The following is a 14,043-nucleotide window of genomic DNA, read 5'->3' on the forward strand; positions in this document are numbered from 1 at the left end:
AACAGAAAATGCGTACGACGACGAAGCGGGGCACCACGGTTCGGGCGCTGACGACCCTGGCGGCGATGGGGGCGGTGGCGGCCATGACCACGGCCCTGGCCCCGCCGCGAGCGAGCGCGCAGCCGACCACCCCGCACGCCAGCCGACCGAGCGACTGCGCGGCGGGCCAGCTCTGCCTGTGGGAGCGCCCCGGCTTCAAGGGCCCGCGCCACACCTACGAGCTGTCGAACACCGACATCGAGAGCTGCGTGCCGCTGCCGGCCGGGGCGAGGGCCGAATCCCTCGCCAACCGCACCGGGCGCCCGGTCACCACGTACCAGAGCGCCGAGTGCGGGGAGACCGGCGAGTTCGACACCTATCCGGGCAAGGGCAGCGGCGCCCGGCTGGCCGAGTCGCCCTACCAGATCGGGGCGATCAAGATCTGGGAGCGCTGAGAACGCCGCCGGGCCGGACGGGAAGCCCCGTCCGGCCCGGCGGTTCACGCCTCGTTACGCGGTACCGCTCACGCGTCGCCGCCCGCCGCGCCCGGGTCGGCCGCGGTGGCGTCCAGGAGCTGGTAGCGGTCGATGGCCTGCTTGAGAAGGGAGCGGTCGACCTTGCCCTCCTGGGCGAGCTCCGTGAGCACGCCGAGAACGATCGACTGGGCGTCGATGTTGAAGTAGCGGCGGGCCGCTCCCCGGGTGTCGGCGAAGCCGAAGCCGTCGGCGCCCAGCGACTGGTACCGGCCGGGCACCCAGCGGGCGATCTGGTCGGGAACCGCGCGCATCCAGTCGGAGACGGCCACGAACGGGCCCTGCGCGTCGGCGAGCTTGCGCGTCACGTAGGGCACGCGCTGCTCCTCCTCCGGGTGCAGGAGGTTGTGCTCCTCCACCTCCACGGCGTCGCGGCGCAGCTCGTTCCAGGAGGTCGCCGACCAGACGTCCGCCTTGACGTTCCACTCGTCGGCCAGGATCCGCTGGGCCTCCAGCGCCCACGGCACGGCCACGCCGGAGGCGAGAATCTGCGCCGGGATGGCGCCCTTCTCGCCCGACCTCAGGTGGTAGATGCCCTTGAGGATGCCCTCGACGTCCACGTCGGCGGGCTCCGCCGGGTGCTGGATGGGCTCGTTGTAGACGGTGAGGTAGTAGAAGACGTCCTCGCCCGGCTGGCCGTCCGCGGTCTCGCCGTACATCCGGCGCAGGCCGTCCTGCACGATGTGCGCGATCTCGTACCCGTACGCCGGGTCGTAGGACACGCACGCCGGGTTCGTCGAGGCCAGGAGCTGCGAGTGGCCGTCGGCGTGCTGGAGGCCCTCACCGGTCAGCGTCGTGCGCCCGGCGGTCGCGCCGAGGACGAAACCGCGCGAGAGCTGGTCGGCCATCTGCCAGAACTGGTCACCGGTGCGCTGGAACCCGAACATCGAGTAGAAGACGTAGACCGGGATCAGCGGCTCACCGTGCGTGGCGTACGCGGAACCGGCCGCGATCAGCGACGCGGTACAGCCCGCCTCGGAGATGCCGTCGTGCAGCATCTGGCCGGTGGGGGACTCCTTGTACGCCAGGAGGAGGTCGCGGTCGACGGACTCGTACTGCTGGCCCAGCGGGTTGTAGATCTTGGCCGACGGGAAGAACGCGTCCATGCCGAAGGTGCGGTACTCGTCGGGGGCGATCAGCACGAAGCGCTTGCCGATCTCCTTGTCCCGCATCAGGTCCTTCAGGACCCGCACGAAGGCCATGGTGGTGGCGATCGACTGCTGGCCGGAGCCCTTCTTGGCCGCCGCGTACAGCTTCTCGTCCGGCTGCGGCAGCGGCTTCGCGCGCACGACACGGGTCGGCACGTAGCCGCCCAGCGCCTTGCGGCGGTCGTGCATGTACTGGATCTCCTCGGAGTCGCGACCCGGGTGGTAGTACGGGGGAAGACCCGACTCCAGCTCCTTGTCCGCGATCGGCAGGTGCAGCCGGTCACGGAAGCGCTTGAGGTCCTCGACCGTGAGCTTCTTCATCTGGTGGGTCGCGTTGCGGCCCTCGAAGTTCGGCCCGAGCGTCCAGCCCTTGACGGTCTGCGCCAGGATCACGGTGGGCTGGCCCTTGTGCGCCTTGGCCGCCGCGTACGCCGCGTAGATCTTGCGGTGGTCGTGGCCACCACGGCCCAGGTGCAGGATCTGGTCGTCGGTCATGCCCTCGACCATGGCGCGCAGCCGGTGGTCGTCGCCGAAGAAGTGCTGGCGGATGTAGGCGCCGGTCTCGGTCGCGTACGTCTGGAACTGACCGTCCGGGGTCGTGTTCAGCTTGTTGACCAGCACGCCGTCCCGGTCCTGCGCGAGCAGCGGGTCCCAGCTCCGGTCCCACACGAGCTTGATCACGTTCCAGCCGGCGCCGCGGAACTGCGACTCCAGCTCCTGCATGACCTTGCCGTTGCCGCGCACCGGGCCGTCGAGGCGCTGCAGGTTGCAGTTGACGACGAAGGTCAGGTTGTCCAGGCCCTCGCGGGCGGCGATGGAGAGCTGGCCCAGCGACTCGGGCTCGTCCATCTCGCCGTCGCCCAGGTAGGCCCAGACGTGCGAGGCGGAGGTGTCGGCGATGCCGCGGGCCTCCATGTAGCGGTTCATCCGCGCCTGGTAGATCGCGCCGAGCGGGCCGAGGCCCATGGAGACGGTCGGGAACTCCCAGAAGTCCGGCATCAGCCGCGGGTGCGGGTAGCTGGACAGGCCGTAGGGGGCCTTGGACTTCTCCTGCCGGAAGGCGTCGAGGTGGTGCTCGTTCAGCCGGTCGAGGAGGAAGGCGCGGGCGTAGATGCCGGGCGAGGCGTGGCCCTGGAAGAAGATCTGGTCGCCGCCGTCACCCGCGTCCTTGCCCCGGAAGAAGTGGTTGAAGCCCACGTCATACAGGGAGGCCGAGGAGGCGAAGGTGGCGATGTGGCCGCCGACGCCGATGCCGGGGCGCTGCGCGCGCGAGACCATGACGGCCGCGTTCCACCGGGTCGCGTTCAGGACCTTGCGCTCGATCTCCTCGTTTCCGGGGAAGAACGGCTCGTCCTTGGTCGCGATGGTGTTGACGTAGTCCGTGCTGCGCATCTCGGGCACGGCAACCCGCTTTTCGCGGGCGCGCTCGATCAGGCGGAGCATCAGGTAGCGGGCGCGTTCCCGGCCTCGCTCATCGACGGCTGCGTCGAGCGAGTCGAGCCATTCCTGGGTCTCTTCGGGATCGAAGTCCGGGACCTGGCTGGGAAGGCCGCCAATGATGATCGGGTTGCGATCTGATCCGGAAGCCACGCTGTTCCTTCGCTGTTCTGTCGTGTCGTGCTCGGCACGTGAGTGCTGCTGCGCACGCGGTCTTCGTATCTGGTCCTGCTTTCGCGCCGTCCTCCATCGTGTACCGCGGTGTGCGAGTACGTCATCTCTACTCAGCGGTAACCACCACAGGGTGAGACGGGCGCCAGGGAGCCCAGCGACTGGCGACGGCCAAATCGCAACCATACGCCCACTATGGAAGTCCCTCGTGTACGGCCGTTCGACCTCGAATGCCGCAGTGGCGGGAAACAACTTCGCAAGCCGGACATAAGCCTGTGTCTTGAATCACTTACGCCTGTGGCGTCAGGATGTGAGTTGCGGCGAGTCGTCAACGTTTGGGCGGGATCGGCAGCCGGGTACTTGCGCGAACCGCCCGGCACGTGTGGACTACGCCCAATGCCCCGCGTACGCGCGAGGCGATCAAGACAATTTCTGCAGGATGACAGGAGGCAATCCGTGAGCGCGACCGCGGACCACGCGGAGGAGCGGACCAATCCGGCCGCCAGGCTGGGTTTCGAGCCCGGGCAGGTGGTCCAGGAGATCGGCTACGACGACGACGTGGAGCAGGAGCTGCGTGAGGGCATCGAGGAGCTCACCGGCACCGAGCTCGTCGACGAGGACTACGACGACGTGGCCGACGCCGTGGTGCTGTGGTTCCGAGAGGACGACGGCGACCTGACCGACGCGCTCGTGGACGCCACCACGATGATCGACGAAGGCGGCTCGGTCTGGTTGCTGACCCCGAAGACCGGTCGCGACGGGTACGTGGAGCCCAGCGACATCGGTGAGGCGGCGACGACCGCCGGTCTGTCCCAGACCAGGAGCATCAGCGCCGGGAAGGACTGGAGCGGCAGCCGCCTGGTCACCCCGAAGACGGCTCGCTCCGCCAAGCGCTGAGACCGTCGGTGGCCTTGGCCCGAGGTCGCTGCGAGAGCCCCCATCCGACGACGGTCGGATGGGGGCTCTGCGCGTAGGGTGGTCGCGATCTGTCGAGATTCTTCGAAGGGACGTCCCCTCATGGCCGTCGAGGTCGGTGCGAAGGCCCCGGAATTCGCGCTGCGGACCCAGCATGGCGAACAGGTCACGCTCTCGGAGTTCCGCGGCGAGCGGAACGTCGTACTGCTCTTCTACCCGTTCGCCTTCACCGGTGTCTGCACGGGCGAGCTGCGCGCGCTCCGCGACGAACTGCCGAAGTTCGTCAACGACGAGGTCCAGCTCCTCGCGGTCTCCAACGACTCGCCGTTCAGCCTGCGCGTCTTCGCCGAGCAGGAGGGGTTCGAGTTCCCGCTGCTCTCCGACTTCTGGCCGCACGGCGAGGTCTCCCGGGCCTACGGCGTCTTCGACGAGGAGAAGGGTTGCGCGGTGCGCGGCACCTTCGTCATCGACAAGGAGGGCGTGGTGCGCTGGACGGTCGTCAACGGCCTGCCGGACGCCCGCGACCTGAACGACTACGCCAAGGCGCTCGCGGAGCTCTAGGCGTCCCCCGCGCCCCGCGTCGGCCGAGCGGGCCGGCGGGAGCGGCGCGACACCTCTTCCCGGCGGCGCACGGTCGTACCGCTCGGGGGGAACCGCTCACTAGGATCAAAACGTTGATCCGATGGCAACCGTATGACGGGGGCACGCTGTGCTCCCTGACGAAACTCACCTGGGAGGACTCGTGGGAGTCAGCCTCAGCAAGGGCGGCAACGTCTCGCTGACCAAGGAAGCCCCTAACCTGACCGCCGTTATCGTCGGTCTCGGCTGGGACGCCCGTACGACCACGGGCACTGACTTCGACCTCGACGCCAGCGCGCTGCTGGCGAACGCCGAGGGCAAGGTCGCCAACGACTCGAACTTCGTCTTCTTCAACAACCTGAAGAGCCCCGACGGCTCCGTGGAGCACACCGGTGACAACATCACCGGTGAGGGCGAGGGCGACGACGAGCAGATCAAGGTGAACCTGGCCGCTGTTCCGGCCGATGTCGCCAAGATCGTTTTCCCGGTCTCGATCTACGACGCCGAGACCCGCCAGCAGAGCTTCGGCCAGGTGCGCAACGCGTTCATCCGCGTCGTCAACCAGGCCGACAACGTCGAGCTGGCGCGCTACGACCTGAGCGAGGACGCCTCGACCGAGACCGCGATGGTCTTCGGCGAGCTGTACCGCAACGGCGCCGAGTGGAAGTTCCGGGCCATTGGTCAGGGGTACGCCTCGGGCCTGCGCGGTATCGCGCAGGACTTCGGCGTCAACGTCTGACCCCCGCGTCTGTCGTAGCGCGTCCGGCGCCGCACACCCCGACCTTCCGGTGGGGGCCCGACTCAACCCCGGGAGTGCGGCGCCGGACGTGCTGCGGGGCCGCCTCGTTTCGGCCACGGCCGAAGGCCCGGCCGGCGCGGGCCCCGCACCCGGGCCACGCCCGTACCCGGGCCCCGGCCGGCGCCACGTGGGGCGTGCGCGCCCGGGCGGACCGACGTCGGCCCGCGCGGATGGGGAAGCGGGTAGGGAAAACGAGCAGAACGAGCAGTACGCGCTGTACTGGCCCGGCCAGTGGGGCGTGCAGTACGAGTAGTGCGGTGGTGCAGCGCGAGCCGTACCCAGCGCCGTGACTTTGGGGAGGAACAACAACATGGGCGTAACGCTCGCCAAGGGAGGCAACGTCTCCCTCTCGAAGGCCGCGCCGAATCTCACCCAGGTGCTGGTGGGGCTCGGCTGGGACGCGCGCTCCACCACCGGTGCGCCGTTCGACCTGGACGCCAGCGCGCTGCTGTGCCGGTCGGGGCGGGTGCTGGGGGACGAGTACTTCGTCTTCTACAACAACCTCAAGAGCCCCGAGGGCTCCGTGGAGCACACCGGCGACAACCTCACCGGCGAGGGCGACGGTGACGACGAGTCGCTGATCGTGGACCTGACCAAGGTGCCGACCGAGGTCGACAAGATCATCTTCCCGGTCTCCATCCACGACGCCGACGCCAGGGGCCAGAGCTTCGGTCAGGTGAGCAACGCGTTCATCCGCGTGGTCAACCAGGCCGACGGCAGCGAGCTGGCCCGCTACGACCTGAGCGAGGACGCGTCGAGCGAGACGGCGATGATCTTCGGCGAGGTGTACCGGTACGGCGGCGAGTGGAAGTTCCGTGCCGTCGGGCAGGGGTACGCGTCGGGTCTGCGGGGCATCGCTCTAGACTTCGGGGTCAACGTTTCGTAAAACCGCGCACTAGCGCGCGGGGGACCCCTCACACACGATTGGGTGGCCAGTGCTCCTGAGAACCTTCGGCTGGTCTTTCGGCGTCACCGCCGCGGGACTCGCCTGTGCTGCGATCTTCTGGGGCTGGGAGGCCTTCGCGATCGTCGCGATCCTCTCCGTCCTGGAGATCTCACTCTCCTTCGACAACGCGGTCGTCAATGCCGGCGTGCTGAAGAAGATGAACGCCTTCTGGCAGAAGATCTTCCTGAGCGTCGGCATCATCATCGCCGTGTTCGGTATGCGACTGGTCTTCCCCGTCGTCATCGTCGCCGTCACCGCCCAGATGGGGCCCATCGAGGCCGTCGAACTGGCGATGAACGACGCCGACAAGTACGAGCAGTTGGTCACGGACGCGCATCCGGCCATCGCCTCCTTCGGAGGCATGTTCCTGCTCATGATCTTCCTCGACTTCATCTTCGACGATCACGAGCACAAGTGGATCGGGTGGCTTGAGCGCCCGCTGTCGCGGCTCGGCAGGATCGACGGCTTCTCGGTGTGCGTGGCCCTCATCGTGCTGCTGGTCGCCGCCACCACCTGGGCCGAATCGGCCGCGCAACACGGCGGCGGACACGTGGACAAGGCGGCGACGGTGATGCTGTCCGGCATCGCCGGCCTGATCACGTATCTGATCGTCGGCGGACTCTCCGGACACTTCGAGAACAAGCTCGAAGAAGAGGAGGAGCGCGAGCACGAGGCGGAGGAGCAGGCCAAGAAGGCGGGCAAGGAGCCCACCATGGTCGGCCTCGCCGGCAAGGCCGCGTTCTTCATGTTCCTCTACCTTGAGGTGCTGGACGCGTCCTTCTCCTTCGACGGCGTGATCGGCGCCTTCGCGGTCACCAACCACATCTTCTGGATGGCGCTCGGCCTCGGCATCGGCGCCATGTACGTCCGGTCGCTCACGGTCTACCTCGTTCGCGAGGGCACCCTGGACGACTACGTCTACCTGGAGCACGGCGCGCACTACGCGATCGGCGCACTGGCCGCGCTGCTGCTGGTGACCATCAAGTGGCACATCCACGAGGTCATCACCGGTGGCATCGGCGTCGCGTTGATCGCCGGTTCGTTCTGGTCCTCGGTCGTCCGCAACCGTCGCATCGCGGCGGAAGAGGGCGGCGCTGGTGGCTCGAACGAGAAGTCCGAGGTCACCTCCAGAGTGTGACCCGGGCTCGGATGCGGAACGCTTCTACGGGGCGGGCCACGAGGTCGCACCTCGCGGCCCGCCCCGTTTCGGTGTGGGTGGCCACGGACATGGGGGTGTGCGCAATGCCGTTGTGGAGCGGCTGGGGACGCGGAGCGGGGCAGGACTTCGACAGCGGCGGTGCCTCCGGGGCCGTCGAGCTGACCAAGCGACATCCGACCGTCTCGCTCACCAAACAGGGCGCGGCCAGCGGCAACCTACGGGTCAACCTCTCCTGGCAGATGCGCACCACCGACTTCAACGCCAAGCCGAACCGAGGGCTGTGGCGCAACCCGCTCCAGATGTTCAAGCCGCAGCCGGTCCAGACCCAGGGGCCCGCGATGGTCAACGTGGACCTGGACCTGGCGTGCATGTACGAGATGCAGAGCGGCAGCAAGGGCGTGGTGCAGCCGCTGGGCAACTTCTTCGGGTCGCTGAACGAGCCGCCCTACGTGCACCTCAGCGGTGACGACCGGTTCGGCTCGGCCTCCGGCGAGACCGTCTACATCAACCTCGACCACAAGGACGACTTCAGCCGGCTGCTGATCTTCGTCTACATCTACGACGGCACGCCCGCCTTCGACCGGACGCACGGGGTGGTCACGCTCTACCCGAGCAGCGGGCCGCGCATCGAGATCACCCTCGACGAGCGGGCCCCGCAGGCGCGCTCGTGCGCCGTGGTGCTCATCGAGAACATCAAGGGCGAGATCGTGGTGCGCCGCGAGGTGAAGTACGTCTACGGCTTCCAGGCGGAGCTGGACCGGCTGTACGGCTGGGGACTCCAGTGGGGCCGGGGCTACAAGAAGACCAAGGTCTGAGCCGGGCACCGGCCGACCGATCGCCGCCCGGCCTTGACGACCCCGCCGGCCTCGGCGCCGTATCCGGCGCCGCCGACCCGCCCGGCCCCGGCGACCGGCCCGGTTCTGGCGATCCGTCCGGCCCCGGCCGCCCCCGCGCGGGGGCGGGGCTCAGCGGCGCCGTTGGAACTGCGGTCCCTGCGGCGGAAGTCGGAACTGGTGCGGTGGTGGGGCCACTGGCTGCGGGTGCTGCGGGTAGCCGTACGCGGGGTGCGGCGGATAGCCGTAGGCCGGCTGCTGCGGAGGCACCGGCGGTTGCCGCGGGTGCCCGGCCCACTGGGCGTCGTGCCGCGCGCCGGCGCCCGCGGCGTACGCGGGGGCGGTCGCGGGCTGGGGCGGGACGGCCGGTGGCGCGGCCGGCGGAGCCGTCGGTGGCGCGGGCGGGGGTGGCGGGAAGCCGTAGCCTCCCACGGGCTGGGCCGGGACCGGTACGGGGCCGGCCGCCGGGCTCGGGGCGCCGGGGCCCGGTGCCCCGGGGTGTGGGGCGGGCGCGGGAGGTTCGGGGGACTGGGGCGCCTCGGAGTCGTCCACCGAGATGCCGAACTCCGTGGCGAGGCCGACCAGGCCGGAGTCGTAGCCCTGGCCGAGCGCGCGGAACTTCCAGCGGTCGCCGCGTCGGTAGAGCTCGCCGCAGATGAGCGCCGTCTCCTCGCCCGTCTCGGCGACGACGTTGAAGACGGCAAAGGGCTCCGCGCCGTCGGCCGCCGCGCTGTCGTACAGCCGCAGGCACAGGTCCCGGACCAGGCCGAAGGGGCCGCCGTCGGCGGAGGCCGCGAGCACCACCCGGTTCACGCCGGCCTCCAGGGAGCCCAGGTCGGCCTCGATGGTGTCCGTGAGCCCGTCGGCGATCCGCTGCTTGGGCAGGTGCCGGACGAGGCCGGAGGGGTGGCGGGGCTGGTTGTAGAAGACGAAGTCCTCGTCCGAGCGCACGTGTCCGTCGGCGGCGAGCAGCAGTGCCGAGGCATCCACGTCCGGCACGCCGGAACCCGGCGTCCACTGCAGCACCGCCCGTACGGCCGTTGCCGGCAGCGGGATGTTCGACCCTTTCGACATCGCGTGCGTCATGGTCGCAATCCTGCCCTCCCGGAGGGTGCCGGAACAACGTGGGGGTTACGGGCTGGCCATCTGGGAGATACGGGGAGCGAGTGCACCCTGCGTACGCATGTGAGTTACCGGACTTTCACGTACTTGGGGAACTCTTGACCCGCATGGGTCGTACGATTATCGGCCACGCTTCCGGCCAGTCGGGCCGTCGGAGGGCTGCGGCAGCTTTGGGAGTTACATGCGTCATTTCGGATATCTGTCGGCGGCGGCGCGGAAGGATCTGTTCCACCGCGAGCCCATCGAGTTCACGCCGGACGCGCCGGCCGGCACCCTCGCCGTCGCGCTCGGAGCCACCCTCTACAGCCCCGCGACCCGCCAGGGCCTCGCCGACGCCATCGTCAAACAGGCAGGTCGGGGCGTGGTTTCGATGGTGCTGTGCCTGGAGGACTCGATCGACGACAGCGAGGTGACGCAGGCGGAGGAGAACCTGGTCCGCCAGTTCGCCGCGCTGGCCGCGCGCACGGACGACCCGCCCCTGCCGCTGCTGTTCATACGCGTGCGGGCCGCCGAACAGATCCCGGATCTGGTACGGCGGCTCGGCGCATCCGTGCGATTGCTGTCTGGTTTTGTACTTCCCAAGTTCACCGAGGAGCGTGGCGTACCGTTCCTGGAGGCGCTGACCTCGTGCAGCCCGGACCTGGAGCGGCGGCTGTACGCCATGCCGGTCCTGGAGTCGCCGGAGCTGCTGCACCTGGAGACCCGCGGGGAGACGCTGAGCGGCATCGCCCGCACCGTCGACAAGTACCGGGACCGGGTGCTGGCCCTGCGCCTGGGCGTCACCGACTTCTGCTCCGCCTACGGGCTACGTCGGGCGCCCGACATGACGGCGTACGACGTGCAGTTGGTCGCCTCCGTCATCGCGGACGTGGTCAACGTGCTCGGCCGCGCGGACGGCACCGGGTTCACCGTGACCGGCCCGGTGTGGGAGTACTTCAAGCCGCACGAGCGGATGTTCAAGCCGCAGCTTCGGCGCAGCCCCTTCACCGGAGAGGCCGAGGCGCTGCGTACCGCGCTCATCGAGCACGACATGGACGGCCTGCTGCGCGAGATCGAACTCGACCGCGCCAACGGCCTCCAGGGCAAGACCTGCATCCACCCCACCCACGTGGCCCCCGTGCACGCGTTGTCGGTCGTCAGCCACGAGGAGTTCAGCGACGCGGTCGACATCCTCGCGCCGCGGCGCGGCGGTGGCGGCGTGCTGCGTTCCGCGTACACGAACAAGATGAACGAGGTGAAGCCGCACCGCGCCTGGGCGGAGCGCACCATGTTGCGCGCCGAGGTGTTCGGCGTGGCGCGCGAGGGTGTGGGCTTCGTGGAACTGCTCTCGGCGGGGCTGCCGGCGGCCGGCTGACGGTGGGCTGGTGGGCTGTTGGTCGGCGGACCGGGTCCGGGCGTGGCCGGCCGTGGTGGCCGGGGTGCGCGGGTGACGCGGCGGACAGGGGCGATGATGCGTGAAGGGTGCGGGAGTTGACGGTTGACGAGGGAGCGGGGCGGCACGTGATGTGGTCGGGGCAGTGGGTCGCGGATCAGCTCGGCATCGCTCTGGAGGACGCGCGGGACGCGTCGGACGCGGTGGCCGCCGCCGACGGTGACGCACGGGCCGACCAGATCGGCCAGGCCAGTCAGACCAGCCAGAGCCAGACCAGCCAAGCCGGCCCGGACGGCTCCGGAGGCGCGGCTGGGGACGGTGCCGGGGGCGGGCGGCTGCGGGAGTTGCTCGGGCTCGCGCTGCGCCGCAACCCGCGCCGGGCGCACCTGCTGGTCTCCAACGTCCTCGGCAAGCACGTGCCGCAGCGGCCCGCCGTGGTCTACGGGGCGGGGGTGCGGCTCGGCGAGCGGGTGCGCGCGCTGCTCGGCGACGCGGACGCGGCGCGCGCGGTGGTGCTCGGCTATGCGGAGACGGCGACCGGGCTCGGCCACAGCGTCGCCGACGGCCTCGCGCTCGCCCCGTACCTGCACTCGACCCGTCGGCCGGTGGAGGGGGTGCGACCGGTGGGCGGCTTCGAGGAGGAGCACAGCCACGCGACCTCGCACCTCCTGCTGCCCGAGGACCCCGCGCTGCTGGCCGGGGACGGGCCGCTGGTGCTCGTGGACGACGAGTTCTCCACCGGGCGCACCGTGCTCAACACCATCCGCACGCTGCACCGACGCTTCCCGCGCGAGCGGTACGTGGTCGTCGCCCTGGTGGACATGCGCTCCGCCGCCGACCGCGCCGACCTGGACCGCTTCGCCGCCTCGCTGGGCGCCCGGGTCGACCTGGTGGCGCTCGCGGCCGGCACGGTGCGGCTGCCCCCGGACGTGCTGGCCCGTGGCCAGGCACTGGTGGCCGAGCACGAGACGGGCCCCACCGCCACCCTCCCGGACGGAGCCCCCGAGCACGCCGGGCCCGCGCACCCCGCCCCCGAGCACGCCGGGCCCGCACATCCCGCCCCCGTACGCGTCGAACTCGACTGGCCGCGTGGGCTGCCCGACGGCGGCCGGCACGGCTTCACACCCGCGCACCGCCGGGCCCTGGACGCCGCGCTGCCCGACATGGCCCGCCGCCTCGCGCGAGCCGTGCGCCCCGAACGCCTCGCCCCCGGGGCCCGGGTGCTCGTGCTCGGCTTCGAGGAGCTGATGTACGCGCCGCTGCGGCTGGCCGAGGCGTTGCAGGCCGAGTTCGACCACGCCCCGGCCAAGGGCACGAGCGACGCGGGCGGTGTGAGCGGCGCGGCCGCGGGCGTCGAGGTGCGGTACTCCACCACGACCCGCTCGCCGGTCCTCGCCCTGGACGACCCCGGGTACGCCATCCGCACCAGGCTCACCTTCCCCGCGCACGACGCGCCCGCCGACGGCCCCGGCCCGCGCTACGCGTACAACGTGGCGCCCGGTGGCGACCCGGCGCGCCGCTTCGACGCCGTCGTGGCCGTCGTGGACTCGGCCGCCGACACGCCCGCCCTGCACGCGCCCGGCGGGCTGCTCGACGCGCTGGCCGCGCAGACGCCGCGCCTGGTGTACGCCGTCGTCCCCTCCTACGTCCCCACCGGCGCCGCCGACGGTCCGGCCAGCACGGCCGAGCCGGCCCCCGTCGAGGCCGCGATCCCGGCCCGCCGCGCCCCGCAGGACCCGCCCGCGCCCGCCACGGCCGTACCCGCCGACCGGGCCCGGGCAGCCGGTCCCGCCACCTCCGTACCCACCCCCCGCACGCCCGGCGGCGTGCCCGACCGACAGGCGTCACCCATGCAAGAACCGCTCCGCGGGCCCGACTTCTCCTCGTACGCCGCCGACGAGGTCGGCTGGCTGCTCCAGGACTTCTCCGAGGTGACCCTGGAGGCGCCGATCGAGGAGCGGGAGGAGGCGATCCAGGGCGGCGGGGCGCACTACGCCGAGTCGCTGCCCATCGAGTACCAGCCCAGCGACGCCTACCAGGATCTGTTCCGTTCCGCGCTCCAGACCTCCGCCGCGCGCATCGCGCGGGCCGTCGGGGCCGTCACCGAGACGCTGCTGGCCGAGCACCAGGACCGCCCGGGCCGTGGGCCCGACTCCCGCCCGGTGCTGGTCTCGTTGGCCCGCGCGGGCACGCCCGTCGGCGTGTTGATGCGCCGCTGGGCCCAGCACGCGCACGGCGTCGACCTGCCGCACTACGCCATCTCCATCGTGCGCGGCCGGGGCATCGACACCGCGGCGCTGCGCTGGCTGGCCCGCCACCACGACCCGGTCGACGTCGTCTTCGTGGACGGCTGGACCGGTAAGGGCGCCATCACCCGCGAACTGGCCGCCGCCATCGAGGAGTTCGAAGCCAGCGAGGCGGCCGGGGGCGTGCGCGGCTTCGACCCGCGGATCGCCGTACTGGCCGACCCCGGTGGGTGCGTTGCGACCTACGGCACCCGGGACGACTTCCTCATCCCCTCCGCCTGCCTCAACTCGACGGTCTCCGGGCTCGTCTCGCGCACCGTGCTCCGCGCCGACCTGGTGCGGCCCGGCCAGTTCCACGGCGCGAAGTTCTACCGCGAGCTGGCCGACGTCGACCTGTCCGCGCTGTTCCTCGACACCGTCACGGCACGCTTCGCCGAGGTCGCCGACGCCGCCGTCCGCGACGCCAAGGAACTGATCGCCACCCCGCACCGGGCCCCCACCTGGGAGGGCTGGGCCGCCGTCGAGCGGATCAGCGAGGAGTACGGCATCCACGACGTGAACCTCGTCAAGCCGGGCGTCGGCGAGACCAGCCGGGTGCTGCTGCGCCGGGTGCCCTGGAAGGTCCTCGCCCGCCGAGGCGCCGGCCCCGACCTGGACCACGTACGCATGCTCGCCGAGCAGCGCGGCGTCCCGGTGGAGGAGGTGGACGACCTGCCGTACTCCTGCGTCGGGCTGATCCATCCCCGCTACACGCGCGCCGCGACCGGCGCCGACGGCCGGGCGGTGGCCCGGTGAGCGCCTCCG

General features: G+C 70.9%; 11 protein-coding genes. 9 read left to right on the forward strand and 2 right to left on the reverse strand.

The features are described from left to right. Positions 1-8 precede the first annotated feature (8 nt). A complete protein-coding gene (locus OYE22_RS24850; protein WP_277322464.1) occupies positions 9-434 on the forward strand; it encodes a peptidase inhibitor family I36 protein in 426 nt (141 codons plus the stop codon). A gap of 68 nt (positions 435-502) precedes the next feature. Here OYE22_RS24850 and aceE read toward each other — a convergent pair whose 3' ends face one another. Continuing rightward, positions 503-3,250 carry a pyruvate dehydrogenase (acetyl-transferring), homodimeric type gene (gene aceE, locus OYE22_RS24855; RefSeq protein WP_277322465.1) on the reverse strand — a complete coding sequence of 916 codons (2,748 nt, stop codon included), beginning with the start codon at positions 3,248-3,250 and terminating at the stop codon, positions 503-505. A gap of 474 nt (positions 3,251-3,724) precedes the next feature. Here aceE and OYE22_RS24860 point away from each other — a divergent pair, with 474 nt between their 5' ends. From OYE22_RS24860 to OYE22_RS24885, 6 genes are all read left to right on the forward strand, one after another. Beyond that, positions 3,725-4,165: a DUF3052 domain-containing protein gene (locus tag OYE22_RS24860; RefSeq protein ID WP_277322466.1), complete on the forward strand. Its 441-nt coding sequence runs from the start codon at positions 3,725-3,727 to the stop codon at positions 4,163-4,165. 120 nt (positions 4,166-4,285) lie between these two features. Continuing rightward, entirely contained in the window at positions 4,286-4,744 is a 459-nt protein-coding gene (locus tag OYE22_RS24865; RefSeq protein WP_277322467.1) for a peroxiredoxin, read from the forward strand. A gap of 181 nt (positions 4,745-4,925) precedes the next feature. Continuing rightward, the gene (locus tag OYE22_RS24870; protein WP_176161410.1) at positions 4,926-5,501 is read left to right on the forward strand and encodes a TerD family protein; all 576 of its coding nucleotides are present in this window, start codon (positions 4,926-4,928) and stop codon (positions 5,499-5,501) included. 370 nt (positions 5,502-5,871) lie between these two features. Continuing rightward, positions 5,872-6,447 (forward strand): TerD family protein, encoded by a 576-nt coding sequence (locus OYE22_RS24875; protein WP_176161409.1) that lies wholly within the window; start codon positions 5,872-5,874, stop codon positions 6,445-6,447. A gap of 49 nt (positions 6,448-6,496) precedes the next feature. Then, positions 6,497-7,645: a DUF475 domain-containing protein gene (locus OYE22_RS24880; RefSeq protein WP_277322468.1), complete on the forward strand. Its 1,149-nt coding sequence runs from the start codon at positions 6,497-6,499 to the stop codon at positions 7,643-7,645. 104 nt (positions 7,646-7,749) lie between these two features. Next, positions 7,750-8,481 (forward strand): Tellurium resistance, encoded by a 732-nt coding sequence (locus OYE22_RS24885; protein ID WP_277322469.1) that lies wholly within the window; start codon positions 7,750-7,752, stop codon positions 8,479-8,481. 150 nt (positions 8,482-8,631) lie between these two features. Here the strand turns inward: OYE22_RS24885 and OYE22_RS24890 are convergent, their stop codons facing one another. After that, positions 8,632-9,585, reverse strand: coding sequence for a TerD family protein (locus OYE22_RS24890; protein WP_277322470.1), 954 nt, complete (start codon positions 9,583-9,585; stop codon positions 8,632-8,634). Positions 9,586-9,802: 217 nt separating this feature from the next. On the opposite strand from OYE22_RS24890, the gene OYE22_RS24895 reads away from it, so the two are divergent. Both OYE22_RS24895 and OYE22_RS24900 read left to right on the forward strand, forming a co-directional pair. Next, a complete protein-coding gene (locus tag OYE22_RS24895) occupies positions 9,803-10,975 on the forward strand; it encodes an HpcH/HpaI aldolase/citrate lyase family protein (protein ID WP_277322471.1) in 1,173 nt (390 codons plus the stop codon). A gap of 116 nt (positions 10,976-11,091) precedes the next feature. Next, positions 11,092-14,034, forward strand: coding sequence for a phosphoribosyltransferase domain-containing protein (locus OYE22_RS24900; protein WP_277322472.1), 2,943 nt, complete (start codon positions 11,092-11,094; stop codon positions 14,032-14,034). The last annotated feature ends 9 nt before the right edge of the window (positions 14,035-14,043 follow it).

The organism is Streptomyces sp. 71268, from assembly GCF_029392895.1.
Taxonomy (GTDB): Bacteria; Actinomycetota; Actinomycetes; order Streptomycetales; family Streptomycetaceae; genus Streptomyces.